General features: G+C 73.2%; 22 protein-coding genes. 11 read left to right on the top strand and 11 right to left on the bottom strand.

The genetic code is table 11. The features are described from left to right. Nucleotides 1–21 precede the first annotated feature (21 nt). Nucleotides 22–1,002: an ABC transporter substrate-binding protein gene (locus AB0A97_RS32830; protein ID WP_361156863.1), complete on the top strand. Its 981-nt coding sequence runs from the start codon at nt 22–24 to the stop codon at nt 1,000–1,002. A 171-nt stretch (nt 1,003–1,173) separates the two neighbouring features. On the opposite strand, the gene AB0A97_RS32825 is transcribed toward AB0A97_RS32830, so the two are convergent. Next, nucleotides 1,174–2,523, bottom strand: coding sequence for an ABC transporter substrate-binding protein (locus AB0A97_RS32825; RefSeq protein ID WP_361156861.1), 1,350 nt, complete (start codon nt 2,521–2,523; stop codon nt 1,174–1,176). A 171-nt stretch (nt 2,524–2,694) separates the two neighbouring features. On the opposite strand from AB0A97_RS32825, the gene AB0A97_RS32820 reads away from it, so the two are divergent. Further along, on the top strand, nt 2,695–3,153 hold the full coding sequence (locus AB0A97_RS32820; RefSeq protein ID WP_361157134.1) for a hypothetical protein: 459 nt from the start codon (nt 2,695–2,697) through the stop codon (nt 3,151–3,153). Nucleotides 3,154–3,261: 108 nt separating this feature from the next. Then, nucleotides 3,262–4,134: a formyltetrahydrofolate deformylase gene (gene purU / locus AB0A97_RS32815; RefSeq protein ID WP_361156859.1), complete on the top strand. Its 873-nt coding sequence runs from the start codon at nt 3,262–3,264 to the stop codon at nt 4,132–4,134. A gap of 38 nt (nt 4,135–4,172) precedes the next feature. On the opposite strand, the gene AB0A97_RS32810 is transcribed toward purU, so the two are convergent. Together AB0A97_RS32810 and AB0A97_RS32805 are read right to left on the bottom strand one after the other, a co-directional pair. Continuing rightward, a complete protein-coding gene (locus AB0A97_RS32810; protein ID WP_361157132.1) occupies nt 4,173–5,468 on the bottom strand; it encodes a zf-HC2 domain-containing protein in 1,296 nt (431 codons plus the stop codon). 200 nt (nt 5,469–5,668) lie between these two features. Further along, a complete protein-coding gene (locus AB0A97_RS32805) occupies nt 5,669–6,280 on the bottom strand; it encodes a sigma-70 family RNA polymerase sigma factor (RefSeq protein ID WP_361156857.1) in 612 nt (203 codons plus the stop codon). A 396-nt stretch (nt 6,281–6,676) separates the two neighbouring features. Here AB0A97_RS32805 and AB0A97_RS32800 point away from each other — a divergent pair, with 396 nt between their 5' ends. Further along, nucleotides 6,677–7,051: an STAS domain-containing protein gene (locus tag AB0A97_RS32800; protein WP_031001764.1), complete on the top strand. Its 375-nt coding sequence runs from the start codon at nt 6,677–6,679 to the stop codon at nt 7,049–7,051. Nucleotides 7,052–7,212: 161 nt separating this feature from the next. On the opposite strand, the gene AB0A97_RS32795 is transcribed toward AB0A97_RS32800, so the two are convergent. Both AB0A97_RS32795 and AB0A97_RS32790 read right to left on the bottom strand, forming a co-directional pair. Continuing rightward, the gene (locus tag AB0A97_RS32795) at nt 7,213–8,328 is read right to left on the bottom strand and encodes a histidine kinase (RefSeq protein ID WP_361157129.1); all 1,116 of its coding nucleotides are present in this window, start codon (nt 8,326–8,328) and stop codon (nt 7,213–7,215) included. A 104-nt stretch (nt 8,329–8,432) separates the two neighbouring features. After that, on the bottom strand, nt 8,433–9,086 hold the full coding sequence (locus AB0A97_RS32790; protein ID WP_361156853.1) for a response regulator transcription factor: 654 nt from the start codon (nt 9,084–9,086) through the stop codon (nt 8,433–8,435). A gap of 567 nt (nt 9,087–9,653) precedes the next feature. Here AB0A97_RS32790 and AB0A97_RS32785 point away from each other — a divergent pair. Continuing rightward, nucleotides 9,654–10,691: a M64 family metallopeptidase gene (locus AB0A97_RS32785; RefSeq protein ID WP_361156851.1), complete on the top strand. Its 1,038-nt coding sequence runs from the start codon at nt 9,654–9,656 to the stop codon at nt 10,689–10,691. On the opposite strand, the gene AB0A97_RS32780 is transcribed toward AB0A97_RS32785, so the two are convergent. Continuing rightward, nucleotides 10,633–11,751, bottom strand: coding sequence for a hypothetical protein (locus AB0A97_RS32780; RefSeq protein WP_361156849.1), 1,119 nt, complete (start codon nt 11,749–11,751; stop codon nt 10,633–10,635). The two genes, AB0A97_RS32785 and AB0A97_RS32780, sit on opposite strands and share 59 nt — an antisense overlap. A gap of 331 nt (nt 11,752–12,082) precedes the next feature. Between AB0A97_RS32780 and AB0A97_RS32775 the strand changes: the two genes are divergently transcribed. The 3 genes from AB0A97_RS32775 (at nt 12,083) to AB0A97_RS32765 (ending at nt 17,577) form a co-directional block, all read left to right on the top strand. Beyond that, nucleotides 12,083–13,768, top strand: a complete 1,686-nt coding sequence (locus AB0A97_RS32775; protein WP_361156846.1) for a serine/threonine-protein kinase — start codon at nt 12,083–12,085, stop codon at nt 13,766–13,768. Nucleotides 13,769–13,995: 227 nt separating this feature from the next. After that, complete coding sequence (locus tag AB0A97_RS32770; protein WP_361156843.1) at nt 13,996–15,660, top strand: succinic semialdehyde dehydrogenase; 1,665 nt, start codon at nt 13,996–13,998, stop codon at nt 15,658–15,660. A 72-nt stretch (nt 15,661–15,732) separates the two neighbouring features. Further along, complete coding sequence (locus tag AB0A97_RS32765) at nt 15,733–17,577, top strand: GMC family oxidoreductase (protein WP_361156841.1); 1,845 nt, start codon at nt 15,733–15,735, stop codon at nt 17,575–17,577. A 31-nt stretch (nt 17,578–17,608) separates the two neighbouring features. Here the strand turns inward: AB0A97_RS32765 and AB0A97_RS32760 are convergent, their stop codons facing one another. After that, complete coding sequence (locus AB0A97_RS32760; RefSeq protein ID WP_361156839.1) at nt 17,609–18,634, bottom strand: LPXTG cell wall anchor domain-containing protein; 1,026 nt, start codon at nt 18,632–18,634, stop codon at nt 17,609–17,611. An 899-nt stretch (nt 18,635–19,533) separates the two neighbouring features. Further along, on the bottom strand, nt 19,534–19,899 hold the full coding sequence (locus tag AB0A97_RS32755) for a chorismate mutase (protein WP_361156837.1): 366 nt from the start codon (nt 19,897–19,899) through the stop codon (nt 19,534–19,536). A 263-nt stretch (nt 19,900–20,162) separates the two neighbouring features. Between AB0A97_RS32755 and guaA the strand changes: the two genes are divergently transcribed. From guaA to AB0A97_RS32740, 3 genes are all read left to right on the top strand, one after another. After that, nucleotides 20,163–21,749 (top strand): glutamine-hydrolyzing GMP synthase, encoded by a 1,587-nt coding sequence (gene guaA, locus AB0A97_RS32750; RefSeq protein ID WP_361156835.1) that lies wholly within the window; start codon nt 20,163–20,165, stop codon nt 21,747–21,749. Nucleotides 21,750–21,874: 125 nt separating this feature from the next. Further along, on the top strand, nt 21,875–22,459 hold the full coding sequence (locus AB0A97_RS32745) for a Uma2 family endonuclease (RefSeq protein WP_361156832.1): 585 nt from the start codon (nt 21,875–21,877) through the stop codon (nt 22,457–22,459). Between the two features lie 88 nt (nt 22,460–22,547). Continuing rightward, entirely contained in the window at nt 22,548–22,715 is a 168-nt protein-coding gene (locus tag AB0A97_RS32740) for an NAD(P)-binding domain-containing protein (protein WP_361156829.1), read from the top strand. Here AB0A97_RS32740 and AB0A97_RS32735 read toward each other — a convergent pair. The 3 genes from AB0A97_RS32735 to AB0A97_RS32725 all read right to left on the bottom strand — a co-directional run. Then, entirely contained in the window at nt 22,660–23,289 is a 630-nt protein-coding gene (locus AB0A97_RS32735) for a TetR/AcrR family transcriptional regulator (protein WP_361156826.1), read from the bottom strand. The two genes, AB0A97_RS32740 and AB0A97_RS32735, sit on opposite strands and share 56 nt — an antisense overlap. Nucleotides 23,290–23,393: 104 nt before the next feature. Continuing rightward, a complete protein-coding gene (locus tag AB0A97_RS32730; protein WP_361156824.1) occupies nt 23,394–24,191 on the bottom strand; it encodes a maleylpyruvate isomerase family mycothiol-dependent enzyme in 798 nt (265 codons plus the stop codon). Between the two features lie 84 nt (nt 24,192–24,275). Further along, nucleotides 24,276–24,484: DUF4232 domain-containing protein (locus tag AB0A97_RS32725; RefSeq protein WP_361156822.1), on the bottom strand; the 209-nt coding region annotated here is incomplete at its 5' end.

The following is a 24,484-nucleotide window of genomic DNA, read 5'->3' as shown; positions in this document are numbered from 1 at the left end:
CACACCCGAGGAGCATTTCCGATGCGTTACCGCCGATCCGCCGCCCTGCTCACCGTCGCCCTGGCCGGCGCCCTGACCCTCGCCGGCTGCGGGGACGGCGACTCCGGCGGCAAGGACGGCGCCGACACCAAGGCGGGCGGCTCCGGCACCCGTACCGTCACCGACGCCAACGGCAAGAAGGTGGAGGTGCCCGCCGCCCCGAAGAAGGTGGTCACGCTCAGCGAACCCACCCTCGACGCCGCCCTCGCCCTCGGCGCCCACCCGATCGGCGCCACCAGCGGCCGCGGCCAGTCCGGCGTGGCCGGCTACCTCGCGCCGAAGGCGAAGTCCGCCGAGATCGTCGCCAACGTCGCCGAACCCGACCTGGACAAGCTCGCCGCCCTGCGCCCCGACCTGATCCTGCTCGACGAGACGGTGGGCGCCAAGCGCGTCCAGGACAAGCTCGGCCGGATCGCGCCCACCGTGCTCACCGCCAAGCTCAACGCCCCCTGGCGGGACGCCTTCACCGCGACCGCCGACGCCCTCGGCAAGAAGGCCGACGGCCAGAAGTGGCTGGACGCCTTCGACGCGCGCCTGAAGACCGTGAAGAACGGGCTCGGGGACAACGCCGGGGCCGTCACCAGCGTCATCCGCTGGCAGAACGGCGCGCCCTCGGTCGTCGGCAAGGGCAAGGGCCACGTCGGCGACACTCTCGCCGCGCTCGGCCTGAAGCGGCCCCAGGGCCAGCAGGGCGAGAGCTCCGGCCACAGCGAGCCGGTGAGCCTGGAGCGCCTGGAGACCATCGACGGCGACTGGCTGTTCCTCGGCGCGCTCGGCGACCGGGCCGCGGGGGAGAAGGGACTGAAGGAGGCCACGGCCGTACCGAACTTCGGCAAGCTCAAGGCCGTCGAGAAGCACCACGTCGTGGTGATCGACGGTTCGGCGTGGAACAGCTCGGGCGGCCCGCTCGCCGCCGAGGCGGTCCTCACGGACGTCGAGAAGGCCCTGACGAAGAAGAGCTGAGCGGGTGGCCGTACGGGCGGGAGGCGGGGGCGCGCCGGCCGGTGCCCCTGAGCGGGGCGCGTCGGCCGGTGCCCCTGAGCGGGGCGCGACGGACGTGCCTCAGCGGCATGTGACGGACGCGCCTCAGCGGGGCGCGCCGGATGTCCCTCAGCGGGCGGCTACGGACGCTCCTCAGACGTCCGCCCGCGGCTTCTCCAGTGTCCCGGCGACGTTCACGAAGCCCTCCTTCGCCGCCACGAGCTGCCCTTCCCGTACGACCTGGTAGGTCACCAGCGCGTTCACGGTGCGCGGGAAGTCCTGCACCGCGAGCATGTCCTCGGAGCGCCAGCGCAGCTTCGGCGTCAGCCCGCCCGTGTCCACGGCCTGTCCGCCGCGGTCCAGGGCCTGCTGCACGGTGTGGGCCGTGATGTCCTCGACGCCTTCCTTGCCCAGCCGTTCCACGATCGCGCGCAGCACGGTGTAGGCGATCCACGTCGTCTGGACGCCCGGGTCGGCGGGGTCGATGCGGTTGTCGCCGAAGGCGTGGTCGTGGATGACCTTGCGCATCGGGTTCCAGCGCGGGTCGCTCGCGACGGGGTACCAGCCCGTCAGGTACGCGCCCTCCAGCGGCCCGGCCCGGCCGCCCGTACGGTCCACCAGCGCCTGGCCGGCACTGCCCAGCACCGAGGCGATCCGTACCTTCGAGCCGTCGGGCTGGAGCCGGCGGAAGGAGTCGAAGAACGTGTCGGTGCGCTCGCCGAGGGCGGCCGTCACACAGCCGCCGGCGCCCTTGGCGCCGCCCGCCGCGCCCGTTCCGGCCGTGCCGGCGCCGACGCCGTCCAGCGCGCGCCGTGCCGCGTCGGCGTAGTCGGTGCCGTCCTCGGGCGCGCGGACGTCCTTCGCGGCGGCGCGGCTGCCGTCGGCCAGGCCCGCGCTGAGCAGGGCCGGCATCTGGTCGCCCTGGATGGTGTCCGGGCGCACCAGCGAGACCCGTTCGCAGACGCTCGCGAGCTGCCGTCCGTTGCCCGCCAGGAGGGCCGCCTGGCCGCCGTTGACCGGATACGACAGCGGACTGGCGAACTCCTCGTCGGAGACGCCGTAGCCGCCGAGGTAGGGGATGCCGTTCCGCTCCAGGGGCGAGATGAACGAGCGGCCGAACTGGCTGTACGAGCCGACGACCGCGACCGCCTTGGCCTCGACCGCCCGCTGCGCGCAGCCCGCGGCGGCCACCGAGTCGTTGTGGTCGTTGCAGGTGACGACCTTCAGCGGGTGACCGCCGAGGCCGCCCCGGGAGTTGACCCAGCGGGCGTACGCCTCGGCCATCGCGGGCATGCCCGGCATGTTGGTCGCCTTGGTGTCCACCGGGGCCCACGTCATGACGGTGAGCGGCTCCTTCTCCCCGGAGCCTCCCGGGGCGCCGGGGAGGGAGCCGCAGGCCGAGAGCAGTGACGCCAGGACCGCCGTGCAGGCCGTCGCGGCGGTGGCTGCCGCGAGGGCGCGGGGGAAGGGGCGGGGGGAGGAGGGGCGTCGCCGTCCGGTCATGTGCACGGAGCATTCCGCTTCGCCCGGAACGTGTGAGTGACGCCGGAGCAATGGGTGGTGACGGCGCGGTGAACTCCGGGGGGCCGCCAGTGATCATCGGCGGAGAACGTACGATCGAATACTGTGCAAGGTTCGGAGAAGTCTTCCCGTCGCGGCCGTCGCTCGACCACCATGGGCGCCATGCCGCTGACCGACATGCCGTGGTGGCGCTGGCGCAGCAATGTGCGCTCCGCGCTGCACATGCTTTCCGACCCCGTCTTCCAGCGGGAGACCTGGCTGGCCGGTCTCCCGGGGTACGGGGACGTCACCGACGCCGTCTACCGGCTCGTCGAGGACACCTGGCTGGACAACTGGTCCGCCGAGAAGTACGTCGGCACGATCTTCCGCGACTCCCAGGAGGCGTCGCTGGTCGACGTCGCCGTCCTGCGGGTGCTGCGCATCATGCACCAGGTCGGCCCGGACGCCCCGGTGACCGCCTACCTGGAGCACCACGGCTGGCCGGAGGCGGTACGGGCCGCGCGCGACGCGCACGTACGGATGGCGGTGGCGGACGGCGAGGACCCGGACGCGCCGCCGCACTCGCTGGAGGTCCTGGCCATCATGACGCGGGGGCAGGGCGCCCCGGCCTGAGGGCGCGGCGCGGGACCCCGCGGCCGAAAGGTTTCGTCCGCTCCCGCCCCCGCCGTCCGTCCCGCCGTGGGACGGACCACGGCCGGGAATGTGCGACCCTATGAGGTCATGAGCGACTCGCAGCCCAGTACCCCCGACCAGTACGTCCTCACCCTCTCCTGCCCGGACAAGCAGGGCATCGTGCACGCGGTGTCCAGCTACCTGTTCATGACCGGTTGCAACATCGAGGACAGCCAGCAGTTCGGGGACCACGACACCGGGCTCTTCTTCATGCGGGTCCACTTCAGCGCGGACGCCACGGTCAGCGTGGAGAAGCTGCGCGCCAGCTTCGCCGCGGTCGGCGACTCCTTCCAGATGGACTGGCAGATCCACCGCGCCGACGAGAAGATGCGCATCGTCCTGATGGTGTCCAAGTTCGGGCACTGCCTCAACGACCTGCTCTTCCGCTCCCGGATCGGCGCGCTGCCGGTCGAGATCGCGGCCGTGGTCTCCAACCACACCGACTTCGCCGAGCTGGCCGGCTCGTACGGCATCCCCTTCCACCACATCCCGGTGACCAAGGACACCAAGGCCGCCGCCGAGGCGCGGTTGCTGGAGCTGGTGCGCGAGGAGAACGTCGAGCTGGTCGTGCTGGCCCGCTACATGCAGGTGCTCTCCGACGACCTGTGCAAGGCGCTGTCCGGGCGGATCATCAACATCCACCACTCCTTCCTGCCGAGCTTCAAGGGCGCCAAGCCCTACCACCAGGCGCACGCGCGCGGCGTGAAGCTCATCGGGGCCACCGCGCACTACGTGACGGCCGACCTCGACGAGGGCCCGATCATCGAGCAGGAGGTCGAGCGCGTCGGTCACGGCGTCACGCCGGACCAGCTCGTGGCGGTCGGCCGGGATGTGGAGTGCCAGGCCCTGGCGCGCGCCGTGCAGTGGCACAGCGAGCGCCGCGTCCTGCTCAACGGCTCGCGCACGGTCGTCTTCGCGTAGCGACCGCTGCCCGTGCCCCCGGCGGGGCACGGGCACGCTCACAGCCGCGAGAGCGACGCCGTGGCGAACAGCACGTCGCGGATCGCCTCCGGCTCGCCGTGCTGCCCGGCGGCCGTCTCCTCCGGCGGCACGTGCCCGGCGGCCAGCTGGCAGAACTCCATGCTGTCCAGCGCGATGTGCGCGACCGTGCGGTCCGGCGTGCCGAGGGCGCCCGGCGAGTCCAGGGCTATGTACCAGTGACCGCCGCCGCTGCCCTCGACCTCCAGATGCAGCGTACGGCCGGGCGCGCCCGCCTCGACCAGGCGCTGCGGCGGCGGCGCCAGCCCGGCCCGGCGCCGGTAGGCCAGCGCGCGGGGCAGCAGCCGGGCCGCCAGGTCGACCATGAGGTGCAGATGCCCGGCGGCCGGGGCCTCGTACGGATAGTCCACCGCCTCGGCGATGTCACCCGCGTGCACCCAGCACTCGAAGGCGCGGTCCAGGAAGGCGTCGCGCAGCGGCAGCCGGGTGCCCCCGTACGGCACGGCCAGTCCGGTGACGCCGTGGCCGGCGAAGGACACCGTCCGGACCAGGGTGTGGCTCTGGTCGCGCCACGGTCCGCGGGTGGCGTGCGGGGCGCGGCCGTCGGCGATCGCCTGCCAGCAGGCTTCCGTACGGTCGTCGGGACCGGCCGGCCCGTGCGGGGCGGCGGCGCCCAGCGGGTCGCCGAGGCCGAGCGCGGTGGCGACCAGGCCGTCCACGGCCATCAGATGCCCGATGACCCCGGCCACGGTGGTGCGCCGCTCGGCGGGCCGCTCGTCCTCGAACCAGCGCAGCCGCACCGGAGCCTGCCACTCCGCCTCGCCCATGTCGCTGAGCAGCGCGTCCAGCTTGGCGGTCTCGGCGTCGTACGGGGCCGCCCACTCCGGAACGGGGATACGGGCCGGGCGCCGGCCCAGGCAGCCCTCCAGCACCCGCGAGCGCAACAGCGGGTCGAGGTCCAGCGGGTCGGCCGGATGCAGCAGGCCGACCGCGTCCCGCAGGCGCAGCGCCTCGTCCGCGCAGGGCGCGCAGTCCGTGAGGTGCTCCTCCACGGCGGCCGTCTCCTCGGCGGAGCAGGCGGCCAGGGCCCACGCGCCCAGCAGGGACTTCAGGACCCGGTGCGGGGGCGGTGCGGGCGCGGGCGCGGGTGGCGCGAGGGGGTGCGCGGACCCGTTCCCGGCGTCCGCGGGGGCGGTCGCCGGTTCCGGTGATGCGGACTCCGATGATGCGGGCTGCGGTGACGCGGGTGCCGGTGGTTCCGGGGCCGGTGGTTCCGGTGCGTGCGGTCGCGCCGTCGGCGACGGCGCGTCGGGCAGCGGCCCGTCGTCCTCGGCCGCGGTGCGCGGGGACGGTATACGGGGCCGGCCGCCGGAGCGGGACGCGCCGTCGGTGCCGGGGCCCTGCGGGGCGCCCGGATCGTGCGGGACGTGCGGGTCTCCCGGCTCGTGCGGGCCTCCTGGCTCGTGCGGGCCGTGGGGGTCGTCCGGATCGTGCCGGTCCCACTCCTCCGGGCCGTTCACCGCTGCCGTCCGGGTCCGGGGCCGCTCGGCGGGGACTCCGCCGGCCGCGCGGGCGGCAGGGCCTGATGGTTGTGCGCGGTGGACAGCAGTTGCAGGCCCAGCCGCAGCCGCCGCCGGGCCTCGTCCTCGGTGACGCCGAGGTCGGCGGCGGTCTGGCGGTAGTCGCGGCGCTGGAAGTAGGCCAGCTCCAGGGCGGCGCGCAGCGGGGCGGGCATGGACGTGACGATGTAGTCGGCGCGGGCGGCGGTGGAGGCGGCGCGGACCTGGCGCTCCAGCTCGGCGGGCTCGGGAGCGTCCTTGCCGCGGTCCCGGGCCGAGGCGGCCTCGGCCTGCCGCAGCCGGTGCACGGACTGGCGCTGGGCGAGCTGGGCCACCCAGGAGCGCAGCGAGCCCTGCTTGGGGTCGTAGGAGTCGGGGTTCTCCCAGATGTAGCCGAAGACTTCACGGGTGATGCGGTCGGCGGCGGTCTCGCTGCCGAGGACTCGGCGGGCAAGGCTGTGCACAAGCGAAGCGAACCGGTCGTACAGCTCACCGAGCGCGGCCGCCTCGCCGCGCGCCAGCCGCTGCTGCATCCGCCTGTCCCAGCGCGGTGGTGCGTCATGTCCCATCCGGCCCCCATCCCTCGCCGCCGCCGTGCCCCGCACTCCACCGTGCCATCGAATGTAGTGGCCCGGTCCGACATTGATGCCCCTTTGCGGCAAACCCGCCCTGCCGATGACCTACGGATGGTATGGAGACGGTCACTTTTGGTGGTAATGCCCGCTCAGGGTGGATCGAAGCGCAACCGTTCGCGCCCGTATCTGCCGATGTGTTATCCGTGTGTGACCGGTTCCCGGGGAAAGTTCCCCGCTCACTGGGCATAGCCTTGGAGAGGAACGGCCCGTTGCGCACAGAATTCTGAAGAGTTTCAGGGAAGAACGGCCGGGCAGTCGAGGCGGGAAGGGTGCATTCCGGTTGGTACCGGGGAGTGTCCCGTCCGCAAGCGAGCGAAAGGCTTCGAGCGCGTGTCGTTGAAGGTGGCAGAAGGCGAGCAGGGCCGCTGGGCCGTATTGCAGGTCTCCGGCGAGATGGACCTGGTCACGTCGCCGACGGTGCGCCAGCACGTGCACGACGCGGTCGCGGAGGGCCGTCGCAGTGTGGTGCTCGACCTCTCCGAGGTCCAGTTCTGCGACTCCAGCGGCGTCGGCGTGCTGATCGCCGCCCGTCGGCTGATGCGCTCCTGCCAGGGGCGGCTGCGGCTGATCCTGCCCGCGCAGGGCGCGGTGGACGGCTCACACGTCAACCGGGTGCTCGCGGCGCTCGGCGTGCGCCGCCTCTTCGAGGTCTACCCGGACCTGAGCACGGCCGTCGACGAAGCGGCCGCCCCGCTGTCCGCGTAGTTCCACGAGACCCGCCGGGGCGGGGTCTTCCGGCGACCGCGCCCGGCGATCGATGATGGCGCAGAGTCGCATGCCGATTACTTACCGGGATCAAGTGTCGAGTCGGAGCCCTTCATTTCTGCTCCTGATCATTTCAACTCGCCACAAATCTGGCGGAATCCTCACCCCGCGTCCCGGGGGAATTCCGCCCGTACGAGAAATCCCCCGTCCGCCGTGTGCCCGGCCTCCAGCAGCCCGCCCAGGCTCTGGGCGCGCTCGCGCAGGCCGACCAGGCCGTGGCCGCCGCCCGGCAGCGCCGGGGCCGGTGCGGAGGCGTCCGGCGGCCCGTTGCGCACCTCCACCCGCAGCCCCCGCGGGGCCACCGGCTCCGCTCCCTCGGCGCTCCCCTCCGCCCGCTCCGCCCCCACCGCCGCGACCCGCACCCGTACCCGCGCGCCCGGCGCGTGCTTGCGTACGTTGGTCAGCGCCTCCTGGACGGTCCGGAAGGCGGCCCGTTCCACGGCCTTGGCCCCGGCCGCCCCGTCCGGCACCTCGTGCTCGTACACGACGTCCAGGGCGCTCATCTCGATCAGCCGCGGCAGTTCGGCCAGGTCCGGCTGCGGTGCCAGGTCCCGCGCGTCCGCGCTGCCGCCGCCGGCCGCCCGCAGGATGCCGACCATGTGCCGCAGCTCCTCCAGGGTCCGTACGGACAGCTCACGGATCGTCCGGGCCGACTCCCGCGCGGCGTCCTCCCCGGTGCTCACCTGCACCGCTCCGGCCTGCAGGCTGATCAGGCTGACCTGGTGCGCGACCACGTCGTGCATCTCGCGGGCCAGCCGCGCCCGCTCGGTGGCCAGCACCCGGTCCGCGATCAGCCGGTCCTCGCGGCGCAGGCTGCGGGTCAGGTCGTCGACCCGGGCGGCGAGTTCGCGGCGGGTGCGCACCAGCAGGCCCAGCGCGATGGGTGCGGCCGAGGTCACCGTCGCGTCGATCAGCACCTGCACGTTCTCGCGGTACGCGCCCGGGTCCAGGTCGGAGAGCGGGTACGGGAGGAAGTGCGCGGCGATCAGCAGCGCGGCGCAGCCGCCGAGCCGGGCGCGGCCGGGGCGGAGCGCGGCGAGGGTGTAGAGGGCGATCATCGGCGCGAACCAGATGCAGCCGATGTACAGGCCCGGCAGGGTGACGAGGAAGACGGCGAGCGGCAGCCGGCGCCGCAGCAGCAGCGCGGTGGCGGCGACCAGGGAGACGCCCAACTCCAGTCCCAGGTCCAGACCGTTGACGAGGAAGGCGTCCACCATGGACAGCAGCACCGGCACGACCAGGGGTACGGCCCGGGACGCGGTCCGGGACACGGCCTGGGGCACGGCCCGGCGTATGCCGTCGGTAAGGCCGCCGCGCGCGTTCACCGGGGACCGCCCGCGACAAGGCCCGCGCGGTCCGCGAGGATCGCCGCCTGGACGCGGTTGAGCCCGCCCAGCTTGCCCAGCAGCGCCCGTACGTGGTCCTTGACGGTGCTCGGTGCCAGGCCCATCCGCTCCGCGATCTGCGCGTTGCCCAGGCCCTCGCCGAGCAGGGCCAGCACCTCGGACTCCCGCGGCGTCAGCGCCCCTACGGCGCGGACCGCGGCGGCCTGGTCCTCGGCGGTGAGGAAGCCGCCGATCACGGTGCGGGTGACCCCCGGGTCGAGCACGCTGCCCCCCTCGGCCAGGGTCCGTACGGCCCGGACGAGTTGTTCCGGGTCGGAGTCCTTGAGCAGGAAACCGGCCGCGCCTTCGCGCAGCGCCGCGGTCAGGTACTCCTGCGCGTCGAAGGTCGTCAGCATGGCCACGGCGGGCGGTTCGGGCGCGGCGCGCAGGCCGCGCAGGACGGTCAGCCCGTCCACGTCCGGCATCCGGATGTCGAGCAGTACGACGTCCGCCGCGCTCTCCAGCACGGTGTCCACGGCCTCGCCGCCGCCGCAGTCCGCGACCATCTCGATGTCCGGGGCGGTGCCCAGGATCATCCGCAGCCCGGATCTGACCAGCCGCTCGTCGTCCACCACCGCGACACGGATCACCGGCCGCCCCTCTCTGCATCGCGTCCATGGGCCTGCCCGCCGCACACCGTGGCGACCCCCGCCGGACGGCGGGGGTCGGTGCACGACCTGCGGAGGATGCCGTGAGGTGGCGCCCGCGGGCAGAGTGCCTTTCATGCTGCACCACCGAGGAGGCCACGAGCGGCCGAGGCGGCGCAGCTCACAGTGACGGCCGCCGCGACCCCCACACGTGGCGGCCGTCGCCGTTGAGCGCCCTGGCGGACTTCGACCAGCCACCCGGCAACGTCCCGCTGGACCCGTTCCGTATCCGCGACCGGCCCGGCGTCGCTCACCTCCGGACAACTTCCGCCCCGCCCGTTGCCTCCCGTCACTGGCGCCTCTAGGTTGGCCGCGATCCGCCGCACGCCTGCCCGTTGGGCGCCGCGCGGGCCACCACCCCCTCGGAGCACGGCCCCCCGGGGCACGGCTCGGCATCGCTTCGGAGGCTTCTTCGTGCACAGACCCCGGCGTATCCCCACACCGCCCGGCACCTCCATACGGACGCGCATACGGACCCGGGCGGCCACCCGTCGCCGTACGGGCCTTCGCGTGGCCGCCGCCGCGGCCGGCCTCGCGCTCGTCGGCGGCATGGCGGCCACCGCCCCCGCCGCCGCGTCGGCTTCCCCCGCCGCGTCCGCGCCCCCGCCCGCGGACGCCCGCACCCAGCAGGTCGAGTACTTCACCCCGCAGGGGCACCCCCGGCACACCACCGTCCCGGCCGCCACGCCCGAGAGCCTGGTGAGCGCCCACCGCGCGCGCTCCGCCGCCGAGCTGGCCGCCGACGGCACCGTGACCTCGGTCGTGCGCAACGGCCCCACCGACAAGAAGGTCGACGTCGTCGTCATCGGCGACGGCTACACGCTCGCCCAGCAGAAGGACTTCCACGCCGACGCGAAGGCCAAGTGGGCGCAGGTCTCCGCCGTCGAGCCGTACGCCTCGAACCGCTCGCTGTTCAACGTCTGGACCGTGGACGCCGTCTCCAACCAGTCCGGCGTCTCCGGCGACCCGGCCAAGGGCGTGGTCAAGGACACCGCGCTGGACACCCGCTTCTGGTGCGACGACATCGAGCGCCTGCTGTGCGTGGACACCGGCAAGGTCGAGTCGTACGCCTCCAAGGCCCCGGACGCCGACCTCGTGATCGTCCTCGGCAACTCCGCCAAGTACGGCGGCGCGGGCTACAACGGCATCACCTCGTCCGTCGGGTACGACGGTATCGCCACCGCCTCCTCCGACCACCGCGACTCCGCGCAGGTGGCGGTCCACGAGACGGGCCACTCCCTCGGGAAGCTGGCCGACGAGTACGTGTACGACACCAACGGCACGTACAGCGGCCCGGAGCCGGCCGCGCCCAACATCACCAAGATGAGCGTCGCGGAGATGAAGGCCAAGAAGGCCAAGTGGTACCGCTACCTCGGCCAGAACTCGCCGGACGGCGGCAAGGTCGGCGCCTTCGAGGGCGGCGGCTACCACCCGCGCGGCCTCAACCGGCCCACCGAGAACTCGATCATGCGGACCCTGGGCCGGGAGTTCAACCTGCCCGGCCGTCAGGCGATGATCGATGGCTTCCACCGCCATACGGGCCGCTGAGCCGGGACTCGTACGCACCATAGGCACTGAACGAGCGGCCGGTCGCCAGGACCACCACCGAGGTCGTGGCGGCCAGTTCGTACGCCGTGATCACCAGCGACGCCGCGCTCTCGCCCGTGACGAACGGGCCGCCGAAGAACCCGGTGACGGTCAGCAGGACCACCGTCCGCACGGTCAGGTACAGCTCGACCGCGGCGAACACCAGGAACGCGCCGCGCACGTCGCGGTTGCTGCGGACGGCGAGCACGCCGAGCACCAGCAGGACGCTGACCGACGAGAGCGTGGTGAACTCGCCGGACTGCGAGAGCTGGACCATGCCGCCGGTCGCGGAGCCGTCCACCGCCCGGCGCAGATAGGTGCCCAGGCCGATGTGCTCCTCGGCCGTGCTCCATGCCGCCCAGACGAGCCGGGTCGCGCCCATGACGAGGAAGAGCACCCCGCAGATACGGGAGAGCCGGCGCCGCCACCAGGAGTCGGTGTCGGCGCACGACCGTTTTGTCACTCCTGTCCGGGTGTCGCCCTCTCCGGCGGCCCCGCCGCCCGCGGCGGCCCCGGCCGCTCCCGCCCGTTCGGTGGCCCGGAGCAGTGCCACGATCACGATCAGGGCGGCCGGCAGCCCCAGGGCCCGCGTCGCCAGTACCCAGCCGCCGAGCGGCTCCACGGCGTACAACTGCCGGTACCCGGCGTGGCACAGGCCGACGATCTCGCGCACGGACTGGGCGAGGATCACCCAGCCCAGCAGCAGAGCACCCGTACGCGCCACCCGCCGCAGGGCCAGCGCGCCCGCCGCGACCGCCAGCAGCGCGACGACCAGGGCCCATTCGCCGGGCCCGAGCGTCCACATGAAGAAGGAGGCACGCGGGTTGAAGAGCCCCTCGAAGAAGTCCCAGACGCTGCCGTCGCCCTGGACGATGCCGTACACCGTCCACGCGGTCAGCGCGCCGCCGTAGACCGCGAGGGCGGCCCCCGCCGTGCGGTACGCGCGCTCGTGCCCGGCCGCCGCCCGCCCGGGGTCGGGACCGGGCCGGACGTCCACCGCACCGCCGTCCTGCATCACCATGTCCGACCCCCGATCCGCCGTGCCGTGCTCAGAGCCCGTGTGCCGCCGACTGCCTTCTTGCCGCTGCCCTGTTGCCTCTGCCGAGTGCTGCTGCCGCCTCACTGTGTCAAGGACGGCGGCAGAGGCGGCGGAGGTTCCCCCGCGTGTGTCGTGCGGCACTGCCGTACGCGGGGTCACCACGCCCCACCGCACACCGTCCGGCCAGGCTTCCCACTCCCTGCCCGCGGGCGCGCGCCGCAATCGTGCACAACCGACCCGTGCGCCTCTCGTCCACCCCGTGTCCCTCCGGACCTCCACCGCCGGCGCCCGGCCGTTGGGGCAAGATGGCCCCATGGGGAGCTTGCGGGGCGAGGGTCGGCTCATCGCCGGCCGCTACCGCCTGGGCGAACGGCTCGGCCGGGGCGGCATGGGAACGGTCTGGCGCGCCACCGACGAGATGCTGCGCCGCCAGGTCGCGGTCAAGGAACTGCACCTGGACGACGGCCCGGCCGGCGCGGACCCGGAGGCGGAGCGGGCGCGCGCGATGCGCGAGGCCCGGTCCGTCGCGCGCATCAAGCACCCGAACGTGATCGTCCTGCACGACGTCGTCGAACAGGACGCGCGCCCCTGGATCGTCATGGAGCTGGTCGACGGCGCCTCCCTCGCCGACCGGCTGGCCGGCGGCGGCCCGCTGGCGCCCCGCGAGGTGGCGCGCATCGGTCTGGCCCTGCTCGGCGCGCTGCGGGTGGCGCACGCGCGCGGCGTCCTGCACCGCGACATCAAGCCCGCCAACGTCCTGCTGGAGGAGGGCACCGGGCGGGTCGTCCTCACCGACTTCGGTGTCGCCCAGCTCCCCGGCAGCCCGACACTGACCGAGGCCGGCGGCTTCGTCGGCTCGCCCGAGTACACCGCGCCCGAGCGGATGGCCGGCCGGCACGCCGGACCGGCGGCGGACCTGTGGTCGGTCGGTGCACTGCTGTGCGCGGCGCTCAGCGGGCGTTCGCCGTTCCACCGCGACTCGCTGGGCGGCGTACTGAGCGCGGTCGTGCACGACGAGATCGAACTGCCGGAACCGGCCCGCCCCCTCCTCGCCGTGGTCCGCGGCCTGCTGGAACGCGACCCGGACCGGCGGCTGGACATCCCGGGCACCGAACGGCTGTTGCGCGGCTACCTCCAGTCGGGCCGCGCCCCCGAGACACCACCGCCCGCTTCCGCGGCCGCGGCCCCCGGGCGCCCGGCACCCGCGCCGGAACCGGGCCGTGCGCACGGCGTCCCGATACCGGACGCCTTGGCGGACCGCGCGCTGGCCGCCGCGGCCCGCCCGCACACCGGACGCGCGCGCACCGTGTTCCTGGCCGGTCTGGCGGTGTGTGTGCTGGCGGGGGCGGGGGTGGGCCTCGCGGCACTGTTTCTGCGGGACGGGGACCGGGGCGGGGACCCGGACGGCAAGGGCGACGGACGCCGGGCGACGCAGTCTGCATCGCCATCGCCATCGCCATCGCCATCGCCATCGCCGCCGTCGCGGTCGCCGTCCCCGTCGCAGGAACGTTCGGGCACCCCTGGTACGGCTGACACCGCCCCACCGGGTTACACCATGGCGCGCGACCCACTCGGTTTCGCTCTCGCCGTCCCCGAAGGCGCCACCCGCTCGTACGAGGCACCCCGCGTCTTCTACTCCTCCGAGGGCAGGCGCTACCGGCTCGGCATCCTCCTCCGGAGACCGTCCCCCGCCGGGCCGCTGGACGCGATGCGCCGGGCCCACGCGGACGGCCCCGGCCTCTACCCCGGGTACCGCGACGGCACGGTCTCGCCCGCCACACACCGCGGCCTGCCCGCCGCCCGGTGGGAGTTCACCTGGGACGGCGGTCCGGAGGACGGCGGGCCCCGGCACACCTTCGACCTCGTCTGGGAGGAGGGCGGCAGGACGTACGACGTGTGGGTCTCGGCACCACTGGCCGAACGCGAGCGGGCGAAACGCCACTTCACGGTGGCCCTGCGGACGTTTCACCCGGTAGGCGCCGGCTCTCCGGCACGGTGACGGGGAGCTTCGCCGGCCGGCCCCGGCCTCTGCCGCACCGTTCGCCGCACCGCCCGGGGACCGCCCGAGTGCCACTCGCGCACCGTCCCCCGATCCGCCCCGCCCCCCCGTAAGCCCCCAGCACAGCGCCCTTGTGGCCAGTGAATACTGGCGTGATTGTGCCCACCGCGGGAAAACTCGTTACCGGTGGGTACCCAAAGCGTCCGGCGCGTCATACGCTCGCCCGCATGACGGACTCGCAGGACACCGGAACCCGCTCCTCCGCACCCGTCGGCGCCGGGCCCGCCGCCGACCGGGACGCGCCCGCCGGCGGCAACCCCGTCGCCCGCGCCGCCGCCGGCACCCGGACCGCCGCCGACGTGGTCACCCCGCACCTGGTCACCCGCCTCACCCGCGGCGTGACCGGCACCGGCCGTACCGCCAACCACACGCCGTTCACCGGCGAGAAGCTGGCGGACCTGCCCGAGTCCACACCCGAGGACGTCGCCACCGCCTTCGAGCGGGCCCGCACCGCCCAGCGCGCCTGGGCCGAGGTCCCCGTACGGCAGCGCGCCGCCGTCCTGCTGCGCTTCCACGACCTGGTGCTCCGCCGCCAGGCCGAGGTGCTGGACCTGATCCAGTTGGAGACCGGCAAGGCCCGGCTGCACGCCCACGAGGAGATCCAGGCCGTCGCCATCGCGGCCCGCCACTACGGCCGCAAGGCACCGGCGTACCTGCGCCCCCGGAGCCGCACCGGTGTCGTACCGACCCTCACCAAGGTCACCGAACTGCGGCAGCCGCGTGGCGTCGTGGGGCAGATCGCGCCCTGGAACTACCCCTTCGAACTGTCCGTCGGCGACGCGCTGCCCGCCTTCGCCGCCGGCAACGCCGTCGTCATGAAGCCCGACACGGAGACCGCGCTGACCGCCCTGTGGGCCCGCGAGCAGCTCATCGAGGCCGGGCTGCCCCCGGAGGTCTGGCAGGTCGTCCTCGGCGACGGCCCGGTCGTCGGCCCCGAGGTCGTCCGGCACGCCGACTACGTCTCCTTCACCGGCTCCACCCGCACCGGCCGCGAGGTCGCCCAGGGCGCCGCCGCCCGCCTGGTCGGCGTCTCCCTCGAACTCGGCGGCAAGAACGCCATGCTGGTGCTGGACGACGCCGACGTCGACAAGGCCGCGGCGGGCGCCGTACGCGGCTGCTTCTCCTCCGCCGGCCAGCTCTGCATCTCCATAGAGCGGCTGTACGTCCACGCGTCCATAGCCGACGCCTTCATGGAGCGCTTCGCCGCCCGCACGAAGGCGATGCGCCTGGGCAACGCCCTCGCCTACGGCGCCGACATGGGCTCGCTGGTCGGCGAACGCCAGTTGGAGACCGTCACCCGGCACGTGGACGAGGCCGTCGCCAAGGGCGCCACCCTGGTCGCCGGCGGCCGCGCCCGCCCGGACATCGGTCCGCTGTTCTACGAGCCCACCATCCTCGACGGCGTCGAGTCCCCGATGGCCGTGTGCGAGGAGGAGACCTTCGGGCCGGTCGTCTCGGTCTACCGGTTCACCGACGAGGACGACGCCGTGGCGCGCGCCAACGCCACGCCGTACGGCCTGAACTCCAGCGTCTGGACCAGGGACGGCCGCCGCGGCCGCGCCGTCGCCGCCCGGCTGCGCACCGGCACCGTCAACGTCAACGAGGCGTACGCCGCGGCCTACGGCAGCGTCCAGTCCCCGATGGGCGGCATGGGCGACTCCGGCCTCGGCCGCCGCCACGGCTCCGAGGGCATCCTGAAGTACACCGAGGCGCAGACCGTCGCCCACCAGCGCCTCATGCCGCTCGCCCCGTCGTTCGGCATGGACGACGAGAAGTACGCGGCGCTCATGACCCGCAGCCTGCGCGCGATGAAGGCGTTCCGCCTCCGCTGAGACACGGGCGTCGCGACGCCGCGGAGCGCCGGCAGAAGCGCCCCAGGACCCGCCGAGATCGAGGGAGTGCCAGTGCCCCAGCACCACCATGCCCCACACCGGCCCGGACCGGCCGAGGACGGGCACGCCTACGACTACGACGTACTCGTCATCGGCTCGGGCTTCGGCGGCTCCGTCTCCGCGCTCCGCCTGACCGAGAAGGGCTACCGCGTCGGCGTCCTGGAGGCCGGGCGCCGCTTCACCCGCGCCACGCTGCCCAAGAACTCGTGGGACCTGAAGAACTACCTCTGGGCGCCCGCCCTCGGCTGCTACGGCATCCAGCGCGTGCACCTGCTCGGCAACGTCATGGTCCTGGCGGGCGCCGGGGTCGGCGGTGGCTCGCTGAACTACGCCAACACCCTCTACGTACCGCCGAAACAGTTCTTCGACGACCAGCAGTGGGGGCACATCACCGACTGGCAGGACGAGCTGAAGCCGTACTACGACCAGGCGCAGCGGATGCTCGGCGTCCGCCTCAACCCGACCATGACGCCCTCGGACGTCCACCTCAAGGCCACCGCCGAGAAGATGGGCGTCGGCGACTCCTTCCACATGGCGCCGGTCGGCGTCTTCTTCGGCGACGGCCAGGACACCGACGGTACGGCGAAGGCCGCCCCCGGCACCGAGGTCCCCGACCCGTACTTCGGCGGCGCGGGCCCCGCCCGCACCGCGTGCACCGAATGCGGCGAGTGCATGACCGGCTGCCGGCACGGCGCCAAGAACACCCTCAACGAGAACTACCTCCACCTCGCCGAGCAGGCCGGCGCCGTCATCCACCCGATGACGTCCGTGGTCACCGTCACCGAGGACTCCCGCGGCGGCTTCGCCGTCGGCACGCTGCCCACCGACGACAAGCGCAAGGGCAAGGGCCGCACGTTCACCGCCCGCCGGGTGGTCCTCGCCGCCGGTACGTACGGTACGCAGACGCTCCTGCACCGGATGAAGGACAGCGGCCTGCTGCCCCGGATCTCCGGCCGGCTCGGCGAGCTGACCCGCACCAACTCCGAGGCGCTGGTCGGCGCGCAGACCGACGACCGCCGCTACCGCAAGGCGCACGGCGCGCCGAAGGCCGACTTCACCCGCGGCGTCGCGATCACCTCGTCCATCCACCCGAACGACAGCACCCACATCGAGCCGGTCCGTTACGGCAAGGGCTCCAACGCGATGGGCAGCCTGTCCGTCCTCCAGGTGCCGATCGCCACCCGCGCGCCCCGCGCCCTGGCCTGGGCGGCCAACTGTGTACGCCACCCGCTCCTGCTGCTGCGCTCCCTGTCCAACCGCCGCTGGTCCGAGCGGACCATCATCGGCCTGGTCATGCAGTCCCTGGACAACTCCCTGACCACGTACCGCAAGCCGGGCGGCCTCGGCAAAGGGCTGCTCACCGCGCGTCAGGGCCACGGCGCGCCCAACCCGCAGCAGATCCCCGAGGCCACCGAAGCGGCCACCCTGCTCGCCCAGGAGATCAACGGCTTCGCGGGCAGCAACGTCGGCGAGCTGATGGGCACCCCGCTGACCGCCCACTTCCTGGGCGGCTGCCCGATCGGCGAGGACGCGGACCACGGCGTGCTCGACCCGTACCACCGGCTGTACGGGCACCCCGGCATCTCGGTGGTCGACGGCTCGGCGGTCTCCGCCAACCTCGGTGTCAACCCGTCACTGACCATCACCGCCCAGGCCGAACGCGCCATGTCCTTCTGGCCGAACAAGGGCGAGGCGGACCCCCGCCCCGCGCCGGGCCGGGCCTATCAGCGGCTGTCGGCGGTGGCGCCGCACCGCCCGGCCGTGCCGGAGAAGGCGTTCGCGGCGCTGCGGCTGCCCCTGCTGCCCGTACCGGCGGTCCCGCCGAAGCCGCAGGTCACGGCTCCGGCGGAGAGCTGATCCGGGGCGCGTCCCGTCCCGGCTTCCGGGCTCAGGACGCGTCGGCGCCCTTGCGGCGGCGTACGGCGAACACCGCCCCCGCACCGAGGGCGACCGCCGCCGCACCCGACAGCGCGAGGCCCGGGAGTCCGGAGGACGCGCCGGTCTCGGCCAGCTTGCCGGTGACCGGCAGTTGGGCCTGCTGCTTCACGCCGCCGTGCGGCGCCGGGTGGTTGGGGCGGGTGCCGGGCCGCCCCTTGGAGTCCGGTACGTGGGGCGGCCGGGTGCTGCCGGCGGGCAGGATGTCGAACGGGTGGTCCGCGGCGTCCGAAGAGCCGCAGTTCAGGTCCGCGTTCAGGTACCAGCCGACGCTGACCGCGCCGCCGTAGCCGGCGGGGGTCTTCGCGTCGGCCTTCAACCGCAGCTTCGCCTCCGCGTACTCCCCGGGGCGCAGGCCGTCGGCACCGGCGATCGAGGCGAAGTAGCCGTCGCCTTCCTCGGAGCCCGCGACCGGCTTCCACCGGCCCGTCGCCGCGTCGAACCATTCGAGCGTCAGGTGCTCGGAGAGATCGTCGGAGGTCTTGTTGTCCAGGGCGAAGACCTGCGTGTACGCCTGTACGGACAGGATGTGCTCGGTGGAGGTGTTGGTGGCGCGGTAGGTGAAGTCCACCCATCCGGCCCCGGCGACGATCTTGCCGGGCAGCCCGCGGAGTTCGGCCTTGACCGACCGCTCGCTCGACCAGTCCTTGCACTCCGGGGTCGCGGAGGGCGTGGTCGGCGTGCCCGGCTCCGCGTTCTTCCCGGGGGCCACGCCCTTGGGCGGAGCCGGCGCAGCGGTCTTCGTCCCGCCCCCGCTCTGCGGCGGCCTGCCGCTCTCGCCGGGCGCGGGGGAGCCGGAGGTCTCGGTCGCGCCGGGCGTCGGTGTCGCCGTCGCGGTCGGTGTGGCGGTGGTGGTCGCGATGGCCGTCGAGGCCCGCTCGGGCGTCTCGGTGGCGTACGCGGCGGGGGCCGCCAGCAGGGCGGCAGGGACTATGGCGGCCGTTGCGGTGACGGCGGCCAGGGCGCGGCGGAGCTGCATCGTGAAGACCTCTCGGAGCCGAAGTGCCGTGATCACGGCACCGGTTCGGGGTGGGCCGTCGCGGTGGGGCGCGGGATGGCCGGGCGATTGCAGATACTGACCGGCCGTGCGCGGAAAAGGTTGCACGGTCCGGCCTGAGCGCCGGAAGTTACGCCGGTGTCGCTCCGTAGTGCCCCGCATCCCGCCATAGCGAAGGGCCCCGGGACGCCGCCCGCGAGGGGGGTGCGGACGGCCGCGGGGCCCTTGGCTTTCGGCGCCGGCGTCAGGGCAGCGTCGGCGCCGAGGGGGCGGCGCCGGGGGGGATGGCGCCGCTGGCTCTCAAGTTGTCCCGGGGGTGGGCACCCCCGCGCTCGCGGCCTCGGCCGCCTGCCGGCGCCGGTGGCTCCGGCGTCCGTGACGCCGTCGGCGGTCCGGACCGCCGACGGGTGCCGTCTCCCGTTCGGGGCACGGCGTGCCGCTTTCACGGCCCCGCTTCGGGCACGGTGTGCCGCTCTTGTGCATCGTGCTGGACGCGCCTCACCCGGCGCAACCGTTTCGACCGGATGCGGTCGGCCCCGGGCGTCCCCAGGACCGACCGCCCCATCGGATGTGACCGGGCTGCTGTCCCCTGCTGACCGGCCACAGCACCGTAGCGAGGTCCCACGACGCGGACCGCTCCAAGTCGGTCGGCGTCTCATCGCTCCGGTGGATCCGCCCACGGGCGGCGTCTACGCGTAGTCCTGCAGACCGCACCTGGCTGGCGTGGCATCCGGAACAACGAAGTTCGGCGGGGGCCGGTCACGGCGCCGTACGGGTGAGTCGCCGCCCACGGGTCGGATTCGGCTGCGGACGCCGCGGCCCCGGCCCTGGACGCCCGCGGCCCGGACCGGCCGCGGACCCGGCCCCGGACGGCCGCGGACTCAGATCCGGCCGCGGCACAGCTCCAGCAGCGTCATCGCGAGGGCGGTGCCGGGCCGGCCGAGCTGCCCCCGGTAGTGCTCCAGCACCTCCATCTCGCGCGACAGGTTCACCCGGCGCCCGCCGGAGCCGATGCGCTCGCGCTGGATCACGGCCGAGACGGCCATGCGTTCCTGCACGAGGCCGATGATCCGGCCGTCGAGATCGTCGATCCGCTCCCGGGCGTCCGTGATCACTCCGGCCGCCGCCTCGGTGCGCGCGCCGGTGTCGGGCTTCACCGTGGCCCTGCTCGTGGCCCGGCCCGCGGCCGTGGTCTCGGGAAGCGTCGCCGGGTCCGTGACCGCCTGGATACCGCTCATGTCCGTCACTCCTACGGATCATGACCCCACAGCCGCCGTCCGCACCGCCTACGGGCCCGCCGCCCGCGGAAAAACCGAGCGCCCCGGGCCTGTACCGGCCCGGGGCGCCTGGGAAGTCGCTCGTCAGTTGATCAAGCAGCACGACCATGGCAGCCGGACGGGCCGGTGCCATAGGTAAAGACGAAGGTCAGCTGCTTGTACATGGCGCTCAGTATGAGCCCGTTAGAATTGAAAGTCCAACCCCTGCACCACACCGCCGGAAGGCCGCCGAAGTGCCATCAGCGTCACCTGCTGCCGCCCCCGACGTCGTCCTGGTGGTCGACTTCGGCGCGCAGTACGCCCAGCTCATCGCCCGCCGCGTACGCGAGGCCCGGGTCTACAGCGAGATCGTCCCGTCCACCATGCCGGTGGCCGAGATGCTCGCCAAGAACCCCAAGGCGATCATCCTCTCCGGCGGCCCGTCGTCGGTCTACGCCGAGGACGCGCCCAGCCTGGACCGTTCCCTGTTCGAGGCCGGCGTCCCGGTCTTCGGCATGTGCTACGGCTTCCAGCTCATGGCCACCACCCTCGGCGGCACGGTCGACAACACCGGCGCCCGTGAGTACGGCCGTACCGACCTGCACGTCTCCAAGAACGCCTCGACCCTCTTCGAGGGCACCCCGGCCGAGCAGCCCGTGTGGATGTCGCACGGCGACGCCTGCTCCGCCGCGCCCGAGGGCTTCACCGTCACGGCCTCCACCGACATGGTCCCGGTCGCCGCCTTCGAGAACGACGAGAAGAAGCTGTACGGCGTGCAGTACCACCCCGAGGTGATGCACTCCACGCACGGCCAGCAGGTCCTGGAGCACTTCCTCTACCGGGGAGCGGGCATCGAGCCGGTGTGGACCACCACCAACGTCGTCGACGAGCAGGTCGCGGCCATCCGTGAGCAGGTCGGCAGCGCGCGGGCGATCTGCGGTCTGTCCGGCGGCGTGGACTCCGCGGTGGCCGCCGCCCTCGTCCAGAAGGCCATCGGCGACCAGCTCACCTGCGTCTACGTCGACCACGGCCTGATGCGCAAGGGCGAGACCGAGCAGGTCGAGAAGGACTTCGTGGCCGCCACCGGTGTCCAGCTCAAGGTCGTCGACGCCTCCGAGCGCTTCCTGAAGGCGCTGGCCGGCGTCTCCGACCCGGAGCAGAAGCGGAAGATCATCGGCCGCGAGTTCATCCGGGTCTTCGAGCAGGCCCAGGCGGAGATCGTCGCCGAGTCCGGCGCGGCCGGCGAGCCCGTGAAGTTCCTGGTCCAGGGCACGCTGTACCCGGACATCGTGGAGTCCGGCGGCGGCACCGGCACCGCGAACATCAAGTCCCACCACAACGTCGGCGGCCTCCCCGAGGACCTGGAGTTCGAGCTCATCGAGCCGCTCCGCCAGCTCTTCAAGGACGAGGTCCGCGCGGTCGGCGCCGAGCTGGGCCTGCCGGACGAGATCGTCCAGCGCCAGCCCTTCCCCGGTCCCGGCCTGGGCATCCGCATCGTCGGCGAGGTCACCAAGGAGCGCCTGGACCTCCTCCGCGAGGCCGACGCCATCGCCCGCGAGGAGCTGACCGCGGCCGGCCTGGACCGCGAGATCTGGCAGTGCCCGGTGGTCCTCCTCGCCGACGTCCGCTCCGTCGGCGTCCAGGGCGACGGCCGTTCCTACGGTCACCCGATCGTGCTGCGCCCGGTCTCCTCCGAGGACGCGATGACCGCGGACTGGACCCGCATGCCGTACGACGTCCTGGCCCGCATCTCCACCCGCATCACCAACGAGGTCGCCGACGTCAACCGCGTCGTCCTCGACGTGACCAGCAAGCCCCCGGGCACCATCGAGTGGGAGTGACCCCCTCGTAGGTCCCCGCACCAGGTCAACGCCGCAGCCGTCGCTCAGCAGTTCGAGCGGCGGCTGCGGCGTTCTTGGTGGGTACGCTGGCCGTACGGCCCAGAATCCCGTCCATGGGAGGACTCATGACCGCTGAGATCGCGCACCACTGGCCCGTGCCCCCGCCAGACGGTTACACCGTGGACGACCTGCTGACCCTGCCTGACCTCCCGCCGCATACGGAATTGCTCGACGGGAGCTTGGTGTTTGTGAGCCCACAGAGGTTTTTTCACAGCGTCGTGATCGATTCGTTGGTCAGCGGGCTGCGACGCACGGCGCCGCCAGAACTGACGGTCGCGCGCGAAATGACTGTGTTGATCGACGAACGCAACGGCCCCGAACCGGACATCACGGTAGTGCGGACCGCAGCGGTGCGTCACTCGGACCAGACGCATTTTCAGGTGCGGGACGTCCTGCTCGCCGTCGAAGTCGTTTCTCCGGAATCCGAGGCACGGGACCGCGACACCAAGCCGCACAAATATGCAAAGGCGGGTATCACGCACTTCTGGCGGGTCGAAAAGGCCGGGCCCGGTGGCCACCCCGTCGTGCAGGTCTTCGAGCTGGACGAGGAAACCCGCACTTACCGCTCCGTGCACACCTTCCGGGAGCAGGTAAAGCTGGGCGCCCCCTTCGACATCGACATCGACCTCACCGCGATCGTCCTCCCGTGAGCGTTGACGTGTGCCGGTGACACTCCCACCCGTTTCCGCATGACGGTAGAGGAGATCCGGCAGGCGAAAAAGGTGGAAGTGTTGCGCGATGGGCACCATCGGCTGCATCGGCCTCGGCATCATGGGCAGCCCGATGGCGGTCAACCTCGCCAAGGCCGGACACACAGTGGCCGGCTGGAACCGCAGCAGTCGCCGTCGGCTCAGCACGCGTCCGGGGTGTGCGCGCCGTAGCGGAGGCCGTCGACGAGGAGGGTGACCATCTGCTGGGTGGGGTCGTCGTCCTCGGCGGCGGGCAGGGTCAGGTTGGCCACGGCGCGCAGCAGGTCCTCGGGGTCCAGGTCCAGGTCGGAGCGGATGTGCCCGGCGCTCGCCGCGGCGTCGAGAAGAGCGCTGAGGACGGGCACGAAGCGCTCCTGGAAGTAGCCGGGCAGGCTGTCGAAGGCCGGGTCTCCCGAGTGGAGCGCGGAGCTGAGGCCGCGCTTCGTGGCGATGAAGCCCGCGAAGCGCTGGAGCCAGCGGGCGAGCGCGTCGACCGGTCCGTACTCGGCCATGAGGGACGGGGCCGCGTCGGCGCAGGCGTCGACCTCGTGGCGGAAGACCGCGGCGATCAGGTCGGCGCGCTGCGGGAAGTGGCGGTAGAGGGTGCCGGCGCCCACGCCTGCCTTGGCGGTGATCTGCCGTACGGGGGCGTCGACTCCCGAGGTGGCGAAGACGTCGGCGGCGGCGGTGAGCAGGGCGTCGGTGCTGCGCTGCGCGTCGGCGCGTACGCGCTTGGCGGGGCTCGCGGCCGGGGTGTCCGCGCCGGTCTGCTGCCGCGGGCCCTCGCTCATGAGCCTCCTCCGCCCCTGGAACGCCGTTCCGTTTACGTCGGCGTCAGCGTAGCGCGGACGTCGGGAACCGGCCATGGGCGCCCTGCGTCAATGCCCCACCCACCTCACTGGAGCCAGAACCGCGTCCGCTCCAGCCACACGTCGAGCAGTTTCCGGTCGCCGATGGTCTCCACGCCCCCGGCGACGGCGGGCCGCCCGTAGAGGAAGAGCACCAGGTCGGTGACGGTGCCGCGGACGGCGACCGCGGCCTTCTCGTGGGTGGGGCGCCAGACGGGGGCCTCGCCGGTGAGGTCGACGAACCACTCCGCCTCGGTGTCCGTGGCGTGGAAGTGCAGCGTACGGCCGGGCCCGAGCAGGACGGGTGCGCCGGGCTGTTCCTCGGCGATCTCCTCGACGGCGTGGAATCCCATCCATTCGTCGAGGGCGTCGCGCGCCACGTCCGCGTCGAGGACGTACTCCCGGCCGGCGGCGAGAGCGGCGTCGGCCCGGTGGAGGGCGGTCTCGTGGGTCATCCGGCGGGCCCAGAAGACGGGGGTGCCGCCGGGCGCCACGGTCCACACCGGCACGTCGGGACCGGCGGCCCGCAGGGTGTCCGACAGCCGGGCGGCGCCCTCGGCGAGTACGGCGCCCAGCGCGGCCGGGTCCTCGTCGGCGAGCTTCGGGGTCTCGTTGACCAGTTCGTCGGAGACGGGCTCCGTAGCCCGGGTGCCGACGATCGTCTCGACCCAGCGGTGGGCGCCGTTGACGTGGCGGATCAACTGGCCGAGGTTCCAGCCGGGGCAGGTCGGCACGGTGGCCGCCGGGTCGGTGTTCTTGACGGTGGACCGCAGTTGGTCGGCCTGGTGGACGATTTCGGCGCAGTAGCGGTCGTAACTCAGGGGAGTACCGGTCGTGGCAGCCATGGGGGGCACGGTAGTGGCCCTGCCCGCCGCTTCCGTAGTGAATTTCCGTGGCGGCGGGTCGGTGGGTGCGGCAGTGCGGTGGGGTCAGCCGATGGGGTTGACGAAGGTGGCGGGGTGGGTGGCGCTGCGTTGGTCGACGAGGGGGCCCCAGGGCCATTTCAGGGTCAGGGAGGTGGTCTCGTCGGGCGGGGTGACGGTGACGGTCCGGGGCAGCCAGGAGTCTTCGGCGTTTTCCTGGGCCGTGCCGAGGTTGAGGGTGAAGTCGGTGCTCTCGCCGGGGGCGAGGGTGATCG

The sequence above is a fragment of the Streptomyces sp. NPDC045470 genome (genome assembly GCF_040646595.1).
GTDB lineage: Bacteria > Actinomycetota > Actinomycetes > Streptomycetales > Streptomycetaceae > Streptomyces.
Note: the sequence above shows the minus strand (reverse complement) of the source record. Positions and strands in the feature narration are given on the sequence as shown.

What these genes read in the sequence shown, in the direction of transcription:
- AB0A97_RS32830 (WP_361156863.1), top strand. Translation starts at nt 22, where the DNA reads ATGCGTTACCGCCGATCCGCCGCCCTGCTCACCGTCGCCCTGGCCGGC.
- AB0A97_RS32825 (WP_361156861.1), bottom strand. Translation starts at nt 2,523, where the DNA reads ATGACCGGACGGCGACGCCCCTCCTCCCCCCGCCCCTTCCCCCGCGCC.
- AB0A97_RS32820 (WP_361157134.1), top strand. Translation starts at nt 2,695, where the DNA reads ATGGGCGCCATGCCGCTGACCGACATGCCGTGGTGGCGCTGGCGCAGC.
- purU (WP_361156859.1), top strand. Translation starts at nt 3,262, where the DNA reads ATGAGCGACTCGCAGCCCAGTACCCCCGACCAGTACGTCCTCACCCTC.
- AB0A97_RS32805 (WP_361156857.1), bottom strand. Translation starts at nt 6,280, where the DNA reads ATGGGACATGACGCACCACCGCGCTGGGACAGGCGGATGCAGCAGCGG.
- AB0A97_RS32795 (WP_361157129.1), bottom strand. Translation starts at nt 8,328, where the DNA reads ATGGTGGACGCCTTCCTCGTCAACGGTCTGGACCTGGGACTGGAGTTG.
- AB0A97_RS32780 (WP_361156849.1), bottom strand. Translation starts at nt 11,751, where the DNA reads ATGGTGATGCAGGACGGCGGTGCGGTGGACGTCCGGCCCGGTCCCGAC.
- AB0A97_RS32775 (WP_361156846.1), top strand. Translation starts at nt 12,083, where the DNA reads ATGGGGAGCTTGCGGGGCGAGGGTCGGCTCATCGCCGGCCGCTACCGC.
- AB0A97_RS32770 (WP_361156843.1), top strand. Translation starts at nt 13,996, where the DNA reads ATGACGGACTCGCAGGACACCGGAACCCGCTCCTCCGCACCCGTCGGC.
- AB0A97_RS32760 (WP_361156839.1), bottom strand. Translation starts at nt 18,634, where the DNA reads ATGCAGCTCCGCCGCGCCCTGGCCGCCGTCACCGCAACGGCCGCCATA.
- AB0A97_RS32745 (WP_361156832.1), top strand. Translation starts at nt 21,875, where the DNA reads ATGACCGCTGAGATCGCGCACCACTGGCCCGTGCCCCCGCCAGACGGT.
- AB0A97_RS32740 (WP_361156829.1), top strand. Translation starts at nt 22,548, where the DNA reads ATGGGCACCATCGGCTGCATCGGCCTCGGCATCATGGGCAGCCCGATG.
- AB0A97_RS32735 (WP_361156826.1), bottom strand. Translation starts at nt 23,289, where the DNA reads ATGAGCGAGGGCCCGCGGCAGCAGACCGGCGCGGACACCCCGGCCGCG.
- AB0A97_RS32730 (WP_361156824.1), bottom strand. Translation starts at nt 24,191, where the DNA reads ATGGCTGCCACGACCGGTACTCCCCTGAGTTACGACCGCTACTGCGCC.